An 11,827-nucleotide genomic window follows, 5' to 3' on the forward strand; every position below is an offset into this window, starting at 1 on the left:
GGCATAGGTGGTGCCGCCGCTGACAGCGCCGACGAACTGGCCACCGACGCGAGCGCCGACATAGAGGCCTTCCCAGTCGAAACCAGCAGCTTCATAGATCGGCTCTGGCGTGGTCGGGATGATGAGGTCAGCGGCCTGAGCGGCAACCGAACCGAGGACGGCGAGCGAAGCGCCAGCGAGAAGTACACGTACGGACATTAAAGCCTCCTAGGGAGTAGGTGTTTGCAAACTACGCCTGCACCGGCTCAGGTACAAGACGGGACGAGCCTCCGCAACCGAGTGTCGCATAAAATGTTGCGAAAATACCTCACGTCCATGGGGCGGCGAGGAAATTGATTCCTGCGTGCGCGACAACAGTCGATGGCGCGGCCCTCTTGATCCATCATGCCGGGCAGTGCGAGGCTGCGCCGGTCCAGGAGTGAGGTGAAGCCGATGCGCAATGACCAGCAAATGGTTGTGTCTGCACAGGATTTGCAGGACCGCGCACAAGCGGCGTTGCATTCTGCCGGCGCCAGCATCGAGTCGGCCGAAGCGGCTATCCGGGCGCTGATGCACGCGTCTCTCATTGGCGTCGACAGCCACGGCATCCGCCTCGTCGAGCATTATTGTCGCATGCTCCGCGGGGGACGTGTGAACAAGCACCCGAAACCGGTGCTGCGTCAGACCGGCGCGGGCAGCGCCATGCTTCATGGCGATGATGGCCTTGGTCACTATGCAGCCTATATGGCCGTTGAGGCAGGCATCACGATGGCCAAGGAAAGCGGCGTCGCCGGCATCGGCATCGAGCATTCGAGCCATTTCGGCGCTGCGGGTGCCTATGCCACTTGGGGCGCCGAGCAGGGCTACATCACCTTTGTCACCACCAATACCGATGCAATGGTGGCGCTGTTCCACGGCGCCGAACGCTTCCACGGTACCAATCCGCTCGCCTTTGCCGCGCCTGTGCCGGGTAGCAGGCCCTGGCTGCTGGACATGGCGACCTCTTCCATCCCGATGAACCGGGTGCTGCTGCATCGTTCGCTTGACGAACCGTTGCCGGGCGGCGTTGCCGCGGACAAGAACGGGTCGCCAACGACCGATCCACATGAAGCGGAAATGCTGTTGCCGCTCGGTGGAGAGGCTTTCGGCTTCAAGGGGGCGGGACTGGCGGGCGTTGCCACGCTCTTCTCGGCGCTCTTGACCGGAACGACGCGCGACCCCAACTTCATTCCCATGTATGGAACGGACAACATCCACGAGCCGCGCAATATGGGGCACTTCGTGCTCGTAGTGGACCCGGCCAAGTTCGTCGGCGCTGAGCTCTTTAGGCAGGCGATCACCGGCTATCTGAGCGCCTTGCGCGGTTCGCCGCCCGGCGCCGGCAAGGTGTTGGCGCCCGGTGATCGCGAATGGGCTGAAGCGGATCGGCGGGATGCTGAGGGCATTCCCATCGATCCTGACACGGCACGCTTTCTCGGCTACCGGTGATCGTTCTGAGCGCAGCCGGCAAACCAGTCGCCGGTTATGCGTGAGGCCAGAACTAACGGGTCGATTCGATCTCGTAGATCTTTTCGATGTCGTCGAGCGCCAGGTGGGCAGCCATGACGCCGCCTGCAGTGGCCCAGACGGTGTCGGACACGCCATAGACATGAGCGGTCTTGACGGCTTGGAGGCTTTGCCAGAGCGGCGAGGCCATCCAGGTCTGGGCTTCCTTGGTCGCGCCGCCATCGCCCACTTCATAGCTGAAGTGGAGCAGGCGATCACTTTCGAGTTCGGGGATGCGCTCGGGCCCGATCGGTTCGGCAAGGCCCGGCTTGTCCTGCGCCGCAGGACGACCGAAGCCGATGTCGCGCAGGATGGAGCCCGAGAAGCTGTCATTGTTGTAGGCATAGTTCTGCCCGGCAATGAAGCGGATCAGGCCGACCTTTTCGCCGACGCGATCGCCCAGCGCTGCCTTCATCGCCGCAACACGATCCTGATAGGCTTGGAGCACAGCCTCGCCTTCGGCGGACTTGCCCAAGGCTTCGGCATAGAAGGCCAGGTTGTCGCGCCACTGGCCGGTGATGTTCTCGACATAGACGGTGGGCGCGATAGCCGAGAGCTGCTCGTAGATCTTTTCGTGGCGCTTCTTGTTCCCCAGGATCAGGTCGGGTTCGAGCGAAAGGATCAGTTCGAGATTGGGCGCCAGCTCCTCGCCGACCACTTCGGTTTCGGCAAGCTGCGCGGCGACATGGTCGAACCATGGATTGGCGTTGGCCGAGCGGACGGCGCCGACCGGGGTGATGCCCAAGGCCAGGAGGTCCTCGGTCGCCTCGTTGGTAAGCGCAACGACCCGCAGCGGTTGATCGGGAACGGTGGTGACGCCCATCACGTGTGTCACCTCGCGCGCAAAGGCCGGAACGGCAAGGGTGAGAAGAGTGAGTGGGAGGGCGAAAAGAACAAGACTGCGACGCGAAGTCATGAAGGTTTCTCATTTACTGACAATCAGCGTCAGCTTTTTCCAGTTGGTCCCCGCAGAAGTCAAGCGCGGCGTTGCGGCCGGGCTTTAGCGCCCAAGTTAAGACATGGCCCGCCTTGGGAACTTCAATCCCGCGATGACATTGGCAGAGCAGTTGCAAGGAGATCGCCCATGCTGGCCATGGACTATCGCGGCCCCTACCGGGTGCGCGCTGAACAAAAGCCGATGCCAACCATCCAGCATCCGGAAGACGCCATCGTGCGCGTGACGCGCTCCTGCATCTGCGGCTCCGATCTTCATCTCTACCACGGCATGGTGCCGGATACGCGGATCGGCATGACCTTCGGTCACGAATTCACGGGTATCGTCGAAGAGGTCGGCTCCGAGGTCAAAAACCTCAAAGTAGGCGACCATGTGATCGTGCCCTTCAACATTGCCTGCGGCAAATGCCACTTCTGCCAGCAGGGGCTGTTCGGCAACTGCCATGAATCCAACTCCGAAGCCACGGCCGTGGGCGGCATCTTCGGCTATTCCCATACAGCGGGCGGCTACGATGGTGGGCAGGCCGAGTATGTGCGCGTGCCCTATGCCGATGTTGGTCCCACGGTGATCCCCCCGGGCATGGACCTGGACGACGCCGTGCTGCTGACCGACGTGGTGCCAACCGGCTACCAGGCAGCCGAAATGGGCGGCATCAAGCGCGGCGACACGGTGGTCGTCTTCGGCGCTGGTCCTGTCGGCATCATGGCGGCGCGCTGCGCCTGGCTGTTCGGCGCCGGTCGGGTGATTGTCATCGATCACCTTGAATACCGGTTGGATTTTGCCCGGCAGTATTGCCCAGCGGAGGTCTACAATTTCCGCTCGGTGGAAGACCCGGTCTACTTTCTCAAGAAGATCACTGACTCGCTGGGCGCAGACGTGTGCATCGATGCGGTGGGGGGAGACGCTGCCGGCAGCGCCATGCATTCGCTGCTGGGTACCAAGCTCAAGCTCGAAGCGGGTGCGGCAACGGCGCTCCACTGGGCCATCAACTCGGTTAAGAAGGGCGGGATCGTTTCGATCGTGGGCGTCTATGGCCCAACCGGCAATATCGTGCCGATCGGCAATGTCGTGAACAAGGGCATCACTATTCGCGCTAACCAGGCTTCGGTGAAACGCCTCTTGCCGCGGCTGATCGAGCATGTGCAGGCCGGCCGCATCAATCCCAAAGCTCTCATCACCCATAAAGTGCCGCTCGAGGAGGTTGCCGATGCCTACCACATCTTTTCCGCCAAGCTCGACGGATGCATCAAGCCCGTCCTCGTCCCTTCCTCAGTCAATGTCTCCTGAGGGCATGGCCGCGCAGCAGCGGATCGACCCTAGCACAGTCGTCGGCTGGGGCGTCGATGCTGATCCCCAGAACGACCCGACCTATCCGATGCGCGACCGGTCGCAGGAGAGCAAGGGCGGACTCGACTGGGAACGGCCGACCCTGCAGGGACGCGATATCGAACTGCTCCGCTCCACCGAGCACAACCGGCGCACGGCGGTATTCGGCACCTCGACGCCGCCGAGCGGCCTAAGCGGCGCTATCCGCCGCCAGGCCTTCAAGAAAAGCGAGGGCAAATGGAGCCACTGGTTGATGCTTCTGGCGGCCGACCGCATCAACGTGGTCGAGGGGATTGGTGATGACCTGATCCATGGCCGCATTCCCAACATACCTGCTGAAATGGGCATCCGTTCCGAACTTCAACACAATATGCCTGGCCTGATCCGCAAAGTTGCGGTGACCGGCGCTGTGCTGGCCGTGATCACCGCACTGGTGCGAGCGGCGCCAAGCCGCCGCCACTAGCTACCAATTGCTTTCAAGAGCGGCACGGGCTTCCTCGTCGCTCCAGCTCGCCGGAACCCAGACGCCGACGCGGGTACCCTCCTGCTCCACATAGGCATGGCGCATCGGACCGTGTTCGCCGTCATGCTCGTACTCGGATGAGGAGTGGGTGAAGTCCGTCCCGTGCCATTCGCCTTGGGAAAGCCAGCGTCCGGTAAACTCGTTCATCATTAGATATCCCCTGTTGGTCTCTGCGCATAACGCCTGACGATGCATGGTGCTCCATAGGATCGAGCAGGTGAGGGCGCAGCCAGCTTCCCCTTTGCCGGGGGGCCGTCTAGAGATCACGCAACAATCGAGTGCGTGATGCCCGTTAGTCCCAGCCTGCTCCTGTCGAGCCAGTTCGTCTTCAATGTCGGCTTCTACATGGTGGTGCCGTTTCTCGCGATCTATCTGCGCGAGGACATGCTGCTTGCCGGAAGCATCGTCGGTTTGGTGCTGGGGCTGCGAACGTTCAGCCAGCAGGGCCTGTTCGTCTTCGGTGGCGCACTGTCTGACGCCTTGGGGCCGCGCCGCATGATCCTCCTCGGCTGCGTCGTGCGCGTCGCCGGCTTCCTGATGCTGGGGATTGGTGGGCACTTGGCTATAGTGCTCGCGGGCGCCTGCCTCACTGGTGTTGGCGGAGCGCTGTTTTCGCCGGCGATCAGTTCGTTGATGGCCAAGATCGGCGAGATCAGCCAAGGGCAGGGCAAGCGCAGCCGGGCCCAGTACTTCGCGCTTCTTTCAGTCTGGGGAGAGCTGGGCGCGGTTCTCGGACCCATGTTCGCCGCCCTGCTGACCGGGGCGGGCTTCCGCTCAATGGCGTTTACCGGTGCGACGATCTTTGTATGTGCCTTTGTCGTACTGTTCTTCTGGCTCCCGCGCGGAGAGGTGACGCATATGCCACGCGCCAAGCCGGCCTGGGCTGCCTTGTTCAGGGACCGCCTGTTCCTGGCCTTTGTCCTGGCCAACAGCGCACAGCTCTTTGCCTATAACCAGCTCTACCTTTCCTTGCCGGTGGAGATCGCCCGGGTGGGCGGTACGGCGCAGGATCTCGCGCCCATGTTCATGATTGCATCGGTGCTGGTCGTCTCGCTGCAGGTTCCGGTGACGCGGCTTGGCCAACGTCTTGGTTCCCATGTCTGCATTCCGCTGGGTTTCCTCGTGGTTGGGCTTGCCTTTGCAACCCTGGCAGTATTCGCCGTTCAGCCCCCACTGGCAGCCCCGTTTCACCTGCTTCCGGCGGCGCTGATGGTGGCGCTGTTAACACTGGGCTCTATGCTGGCGAGGCCCTTTGTGTCCGACCTCGTCGCCGGCTTTGCGGGTGCCCGCCCGAGCGGAATGTATTTTGGGGCCATGGCTTCCGCTGGCGGGATGGCGGTTCTGGTGGGCAATGTTGCCCTGGGACCATTGCTGGACAAGGCACTGGTCACAAGCCCCGCTGCATCGCTGCCCTGGCTGGTGCTGGCAGCGATTCCGGCTGCAAGCGCAGGGGGAATGTTGTTGCTCAACACGCGGCTGCGCGCGCGCCTGGCAGGATAAGCCTTCCGGAACTTCGGGGTTTCAGGATGCTTTAACCACCAGGAGCATCAGTCAGCCGTGAACGTCGGCTCAACTCGTTGATGTTAGTCTCTCCTCCGATGAGGGAATAGCAATGCCTGCGGCAACTCGACATAGAAGCAACTGGCTGACAAGGGGGCTATTCGCCCTAGCGTGCCTTGGCACCATCGCCTTGCTGGCCTGGGGGGAAGTGGTGGGCTGGCGCGCCGAGATGACGCGGGTCGAAGATGGCACCTCCGAACTCGCCCAGTATTTTGTTCAACACGCCGAAGACACGCTTGAACTTGCCAAGACACCTTTGGTGGCTGTCGTAGCGCAGCTGGAAAACCTGGGGACCGACGGCCAGCGCCTCGACGAGCTGCGGACCCTTATGCTGCGCCTCAAGATTGGTACGCCACCAATACGAGATCTCTTTATCTATGATGAAGCGGGGAACTGGCTTCTGACTACCGCCGAGGAACCGCCGGCGGGCGCCAACAACGCCGACCGTGACTATTTCAAGCAGCACGCCGCATCGTCGAGCCGGCTGGCAGCCGTGGGTGCACCTGTGGTCAGCCGGTCGAGTGGGGAGTGGATCATCCCCGTTACCATGCGCTTCAACAAGGCCGATGGCAGCTTCGGCGGCGTTGTGCTGGCGTCGGTGGCTGTTCAGACTTTCGGCGACTATTTCGAAAATTTCCAGACCGGGCAGCTGGGTTCGACCATTTTGGTGCGCGGTGATGGCGTCGTGCTGGCTCGTGCCCCCTTTGACCCTAACATCCTTGGGCGAGATATCTCCGATCATGAGCTGTTCGTGCGCCATCTCAGCCAGACGGACACCGGGCATTACTTTTACCAATCGCCGATCGATGCGATCCAGCGCATTGGCGGATTTCATCGCAGCTGGAGGAGCCAACTCGTCGTCTTGACGGCCGTGTCCCAGAGCGAGGCCACTGCAACCTGGATCCAGGGCGCGCGGTGGCGTTGGGGCGCTTTGGCCGTGACCATGCTGGCCGGAGCGGTGCTCTTATTGCAGCTTTACCGGCAGAACCAGGCTAGGCGGCAGTCGGATCTGATCCTGGCGGCCCGGGAAGCGGAACTGAGCCTTCTGGCGGACAATGCCAACGATCTGGTGGAGCGGATCGATCTCAACGGTATCAGGCGCTATGTCTCTCCCTCTGCGATCCACATATTGGGCGTACCGTCCGAGGCACTGGTTGGCACCAACGCTTTTGAGAGCATTTTGCCGGAGGACCGGCAATTCGTGACGGCGGCGGTCGCTTCCCTCTACCGCGGCGAACGGAGTGCTACAGTGGCGTTCCGGCTGGTCACGGCGGACCGGTCCACCAAATGGGTGGAGTCGACGCTGAGCGTGTTGCCGGCAACCGAGGCCGGGGAGATGCTGGGGGTGGTCTCGGTGACCCGGGACATATCCGAGCGAAAGGTGCTGGAGCACAAGCTGCAGGAACTGGCCACGCTGGATGGGTTGACCGGCATTCCTAACCGGCGGGCCTTCGACGCAAGGATCGAACAGGAAGTGGCGCGTTGCCGGCGTGACCGGCGGCCGCTGTCTGTGGTGCTGATCGATGTCGATCACTTCAAGCTCTTCAACGACAGGTATGGTCACCTAGCGGGGGACGCCTGCCTGCAGCAGGTGGCGAAAGCCATCGAAGGCTGCATGCGGCGCCCTGCCGATTTCGCGGCGCGCTATGGTGGCGAGGAGTTCGTCGTCGTGCTGCCCGAGACCGATACCGCCGGCGCCCAGACAGTGGCAGAGGAAATGCGGCGCCGGATCGAGGAGCTCGATATTCCCCATAGTTGCAACCCGCCATGGCTCAAGGTCACGGCAAGCCTTGGCCTTGCCACGCAGGAGCATGAATGGCTGACGCCCGACGAATTGGTGCACCTGGCCGACCAGGCTCTGTACGCGGCCAAGGCTGGTGGCCGTAACCGCACGGCAGGAGAGCAGCAGGTCCCGCCCACCGTCAATTCAGGCTGAATCCTCCAAGGGAACGGCAGCGCGGACCGAGCCGTTGCTGAAGCAAACAGGAGAACGCTATGGCCGCGCGTGCAGTTTGGTCGGGTGTAATCAAGATCGCCGAAATTGTCTGCCCGGTGAAGATGTATACCGCAGCGACGACCTCGGAGCGCATTTCCCTCCACATGGTCAACCGCGAGACTGGCCATCGGCTCAAGCGCGTCTATATGGACAACAAGACCAACAAGCCGGTGGAGAAGGAAGACCAGGTCAAGGGCTACGAGACCCATGAGGGATCGTATGTAGTGCTCGAACCCGAAGAGATCGCGGCGGCCGTGCCCAATAGCGACAAGAGCCTGACCGTAGATGCCTTCATCGCCTGCAACCGCATCGAGCCGACCTATTTCGACAAGCCCTACTATCTCCTGCCCGCCTCGGACGCGACCGAGGACAGTTTCGTCCTGATCCGCGAGGCCCTACGCAAGCAGAAGGCGGCCGCGATTGCTCACACCGTCCTGTTCCGCAGGCTCCGTCCGGTGCTGATCCGCGCACATCGCAAGGGTCTGATCGCGACGACGCTCAACTTTGACTACGAGGTGCGCTCGGCGCGGGAAGCCTTCGACGAGATCGAGCAGCGCAAGATCGAGCCCGAAATGCTGCAGCTTGCCCAGCATATCCTGAAGACCAAGGCGGGCAAGTTCGAGCCCGAGAAGTTCGACGATCGTTACGAGGAGGCGCTTGCCGAGCTGGTCAAGGCCAAGATCGAAGGCCGCAAGGTCGTGCCGCTGCGCCGGCCCGAACCGACCAAGGCGAACGACCTGCTCGAGGCTCTGCGGCTCAGCGCCGGTGGAAGTGGCGATGAACCGGCAAAGGCTGCGCCCAAGAGGAAGCGGGCCGCCAAGAAACCTGCTGCCGAGCCTGCCGCGGAACGGCGCAAGGCCAGCTAGCTCTTCCGCTTCCGGGGGGCTTCGGGTTCGGTTTCGAGACTCTTCTTGAGCGCGGCCATCAGGTCGATGACATTGCTTTGCGGCTCGATAGCCACCGGCTCTTCCTTTTTGGCCTTGCCCTTGCGCTTGGGCGCCTGCTTTTCCTTGATGATATCGAGCAGCCGGTCCTGCACCGGGTCCTTGACCATGGTATCGGACCACGAGGTGGTGCGCTGCTTGATTATATCCCCGACCATGGAGAGCATCTTGGGATCGGGCTTTTCCGCCTTCACGCTTTTCCAGTACTCATCCTCGTCCCGCACCTCGTCGCCGAAGCGCAGGGTCCAGAGGATGATGCCCTTGTCCCAGGACTGGAGCATTACGGCGCGTTCGCGGCCGCCCAGGACGAGGCGGGAAATGCCCACCACATCACTTTCGGCCATGGCCTCGCGGATGACGGTGAAGGCCTCTTCGCCCACCTCGTCAGACGGAACGACGAAGTAGGGGCTGTCATAGTAGACCCACTCGATGGTGTCGCTGGGGACGAACTCGTCGATGGCGATGGTGCGGGTGCTTTCGAGCTGGACGGCGTCGAGGTCTTCCTCCTCGAGGATGACATAGTCGTCCTCGCCCTTTTCATAAGCACGGGTCTGGTCCTCGTCGTCCACCGGCTTGCCGGAGACGGCGTCTATATACTGGGTATGGATGCGCTGGCCCGTCTTGCGGTTGAGCGTGTGGAAGCGCAGCTTCTCCGACTGCGTGGTCGCCGGCGTCAGCGATACGGCGCAGGTCACGAGCGAAAGCTTGAGATAGCCTTTCCAATAGGGCCGCACTGCCATGAATGCCTCCATGTCACAACGGGAAGCAACGCTGCCGCGGTGGCTCCGTTCCGCAAGCCTCAGGGCACGAAGCGGATCGTGGCGCTCATGGCGCGATCGGCATAGCCCGGCGGCGGTGGTGGCAGCGGCGAGGCGCGCCGGGCGGTGTCGAGCGCAGCCTGGTCCAGCACCGCGGCGCCCGACGATTGCACGACGCTGGCCGCTCCGACTTGGCCGCTGGCACCGACGGTGAAACTGATCACCACGGCGCCGACGATGCCCTGCGCCTGTGCCGAGCGCGGATAGACCTTGCGCCGGTCGAGCCGGGCCAAGGCTTGCGCCTGCCATTGCTGGAGCGACACCGTGTTGGCCGCGGCAGGCGGCGGGGAAGCGGGCGCGCTCTGCGGCTGCCGCGGCGTTGGCGTGCTGGCGGTGGGCCTGGGCTGTTGCGGTGCCGATTTGGGCGGCGCCGTCGGTTTTTCGCGCTGCTCGCGGATGCGTTGCGACATGGTCACGGGCATGGGCACGGCAGCAACGGTTTCGGCGAGTTCTTCGGGCTCCGGTGGAGGTGCGATTTCCGGCTCGGCCGGTTCTGGTTCGGGTTCCGGTTGAGGCTCGGGGACAGGTTCTGGTTCTGGGTCTGGCTCTGGCTCTGGCTGCACGACCTCCCGAGGCTTTTCGAGCTCTGGCGGAGCGACCTCCGGCGGGGGCGGTTCGGGCTGTGGCTCGGTTGCTTCCGGTGGCACTGGTTCGACGGCGGGTGGCTGGGGAGCGGGTTCCACCTCGGCAACGGGCTCGGCTTCAGGCTCAGGCATGGGTGCCAGATCGATGAGGATGGCCGGCTCGGCGGCGACGCCGGGCACGACGGCAGGTGCAGGCAAGGACTGAAGTGCAAAGGCGGCTCCCCAGCCGCCGGCAGCAACGACTACGACGGCCGCCGCCCAGCGCCCGAGGTCGAGTGTGGAAAAGCCGTCGAAGTGGTCGCTTCCCCAGCGCTCTCCACCGGTCATGGCAGGGCTTCAGCCCCGGGAAGGGTTTCGAGGCCAACCAGCGCAATCTTGAGATAGCCGCTGGCGCGCAGGTCGTTGAGGAGGGCCATCAACTCGCCATAGGGCACGGCTTGATCGGCGCGAAGAAAGAGGCGCTGCTCGCGGTCTCCCCCGGTGGCTGTCTCCAGTGCGGAAGCGAGCGCCGCGGGCGCCACAAGCTCATTGCCGATGTTTATCGAAAGATCGTCGCGCAGGGTGACATAGACCGGCTGCTCGGGCCGCGGCTGCGGCGCAGCGGTAGAGCCAGGGAGATCGACATTGACGTCTACAGTCGCCAGGGGCGCGGCGACCATGAAGATGATGAGGAGCACCAGCATCACGTCGATGAACGGCGTGACGTTGATCTCGTGCTGCTCGTCCAGTTCGTCGTCCTGGCTCTCGCGGATGCCGCCCGCCATTACGCTGCCTCCGCCTTGGGCGCGTGGCTGAAGTCGAGGTCGCGCGACACCAGGCGCTCGATGGCGGCGGCGGTATCGGCCAGCACCTGCCGATAGCCGGCAAGGGAGCGCGAAAAGACGTTGTAGATCACCACGGCCGGGATGGCGGCGACCAGGCCGATCGCCGTTGCAAGAAGCGCCTCGGCGATGCCGGGGGCGACCACGGCGAGGTTGGTAGTCTGCGCCTGAGAGATGCCGATGAAGGCATTCATGATGCCCCAGACGGTACCAAAAAGACCGACAAAGGGGGCTGTGGAACCGATGCTGGCGAGAAGGCCGGTGCCGCGCGCCAGGCGACGGCTCGCCGCGGCTTGGAGCCGGGCCAGGCGGGAGGCAACGCGCTCCTTCAAGCCGTCGCCACCGGCGTTCGGCAGCGCATCGAAGGACAGGCGCACCTCCTCTTCAGCCGCCCTGAGCAGCACGCGTCCGGCGCCGCGCTGCCGTTCGGAGGCGAGGAGTGCATCTTGGAGCGTACGGGCGGTCGAGACGGCGCGAAGCGTCCGACGCATGCGGCGCTTGGCCCCAAGGATCTCGAGCGTCTTGGCCACAAGGATCAGCCAGGTCAGGAGCGACGCCAAGGCCAGCCCGATCATCACGCCTTTGACCACCCAGTCAGCCGCCATGAACATGGCCCAGGGGGAAAGGTCATGGGGCAGGAGCGCTGCGGGCAGGGCAGGCGGCGCCTCTGCCGTCGCCTGGGCCCAGGCGGGCGCGACCAGCATCAGGCTGACGAGGGATGGGCGGAACAGGCGGAGGATCATGCCGAAACCTACTAAAGCAAATCTCCGGCCGCA

At 63.5% G+C, this 11,827-nt stretch carries 12 protein-coding genes and 1 pseudogene; 6 read left to right on the plus strand and 7 right to left on the minus strand.

All coding sequences use genetic code 11. The features are described 5' to 3' along the window. Positions 1 to 198, minus strand: a pseudogene (locus tag VIL88_RS02840) (hypothetical protein); the annotation flags it as partial. A gap of 252 nt (positions 199 to 450) precedes the next feature. On the opposite strand from VIL88_RS02840, the gene VIL88_RS02845 reads away from it, so the two are divergent. Next, complete coding sequence (locus VIL88_RS02845) at positions 451 to 1,467, plus strand: Ldh family oxidoreductase (RefSeq protein ID WP_331985754.1); 1,017 nt, start codon at positions 451 to 453, stop codon at positions 1,465 to 1,467. A 52-nt stretch (positions 1,468 to 1,519) separates the two neighbouring features. On the opposite strand, the gene VIL88_RS02850 is transcribed toward VIL88_RS02845, so the two are convergent. Continuing rightward, positions 1,520 to 2,440, minus strand: coding sequence for an iron-siderophore ABC transporter substrate-binding protein (locus VIL88_RS02850; RefSeq protein ID WP_331985756.1), 921 nt, complete (start codon positions 2,438 to 2,440; stop codon positions 1,520 to 1,522). Positions 2,441 to 2,608: 168 nt separating this feature from the next. On the opposite strand from VIL88_RS02850, the gene VIL88_RS02855 reads away from it, so the two are divergent. Beyond that, positions 2,609 to 3,766 (plus strand): zinc-dependent alcohol dehydrogenase, encoded by a 1,158-nt coding sequence (locus VIL88_RS02855; RefSeq protein WP_331985758.1) that lies wholly within the window; start codon positions 2,609 to 2,611, stop codon positions 3,764 to 3,766. 4 nt (positions 3,767 to 3,770) lie between these two features. Next, a complete protein-coding gene (locus VIL88_RS02860; RefSeq protein ID WP_331985760.1) occupies positions 3,771 to 4,268 on the plus strand; it encodes a hypothetical protein in 498 nt (165 codons plus the stop codon). Here the strand turns inward: VIL88_RS02860 and VIL88_RS02865 are convergent, their stop codons facing one another. Continuing rightward, a complete protein-coding gene (locus VIL88_RS02865) occupies positions 4,269 to 4,475 on the minus strand; it encodes a hypothetical protein (protein WP_331985762.1) in 207 nt (68 codons plus the stop codon). It abuts the gene before it with no gap. A 138-nt stretch (positions 4,476 to 4,613) separates the two neighbouring features. Here VIL88_RS02865 and VIL88_RS02870 point away from each other — a divergent pair, with 138 nt between their 5' ends. The 3 genes from VIL88_RS02870 to VIL88_RS02880 all read left to right on the plus strand — a co-directional run bounded on the left by VIL88_RS02870 (position 4,614) and on the right by VIL88_RS02880 (position 8,750). Then, the gene (locus VIL88_RS02870) at positions 4,614 to 5,828 is read left to right on the plus strand and encodes an MFS transporter (protein WP_331985764.1); all 1,215 of its coding nucleotides are present in this window, start codon (positions 4,614 to 4,616) and stop codon (positions 5,826 to 5,828) included. Positions 5,829 to 6,057: 229 nt separating this feature from the next. Next, positions 6,058 to 7,824, plus strand: a complete 1,767-nt coding sequence (locus tag VIL88_RS02875) for a sensor domain-containing diguanylate cyclase (RefSeq protein ID WP_331985766.1) — start codon at positions 6,058 to 6,060, stop codon at positions 7,822 to 7,824. Positions 7,825 to 7,883: 59 nt separating this feature from the next. Beyond that, positions 7,884 to 8,750 carry a Ku protein gene (locus VIL88_RS02880; protein ID WP_331985768.1) on the plus strand — a complete coding sequence of 289 codons (867 nt, stop codon included), beginning with the start codon at positions 7,884 to 7,886 and terminating at the stop codon, positions 8,748 to 8,750. Here the strand turns inward: VIL88_RS02880 and VIL88_RS02885 are convergent. Genes VIL88_RS02885 through exbB form a run of 4 tightly spaced genes read right to left on the minus strand, consistent with a single transcriptional unit; the run spans position 8,747 to position 11,794 of the window. After that, on the minus strand, positions 8,747 to 9,568 hold the full coding sequence (locus VIL88_RS02885) for a Ku protein (RefSeq protein ID WP_331985770.1): 822 nt from the start codon (positions 9,566 to 9,568) through the stop codon (positions 8,747 to 8,749). The genes VIL88_RS02880 and VIL88_RS02885 overlap by 4 nt on opposite strands. A gap of 59 nt (positions 9,569 to 9,627) precedes the next feature. Continuing rightward, entirely contained in the window at positions 9,628 to 10,557 is a 930-nt protein-coding gene (locus VIL88_RS02890) for an energy transducer TonB (RefSeq protein WP_331985772.1), read from the minus strand. After that, the gene (gene exbD / locus VIL88_RS02895) at positions 10,554 to 10,994 is read right to left on the minus strand and encodes a TonB system transport protein ExbD (RefSeq protein ID WP_331985774.1); all 441 of its coding nucleotides are present in this window, start codon (positions 10,992 to 10,994) and stop codon (positions 10,554 to 10,556) included. The genes VIL88_RS02890 and exbD overlap by 4 nt, the downstream gene beginning before the upstream one ends. Continuing rightward, entirely contained in the window at positions 10,994 to 11,794 is an 801-nt protein-coding gene (exbB, locus tag VIL88_RS02900; RefSeq protein ID WP_331985776.1) for a tonB-system energizer ExbB, read from the minus strand. Before exbB ends, exbD begins: the two co-directional genes overlap by 1 nt. Between the last annotated feature and the right edge of the window lie 33 nt (positions 11,795 to 11,827).

The sequence above is a fragment of the Devosia sp. genome (assembly GCF_036563435.1).
Lineage (GTDB): Bacteria > Pseudomonadota > Alphaproteobacteria > Rhizobiales > Devosiaceae > Devosia.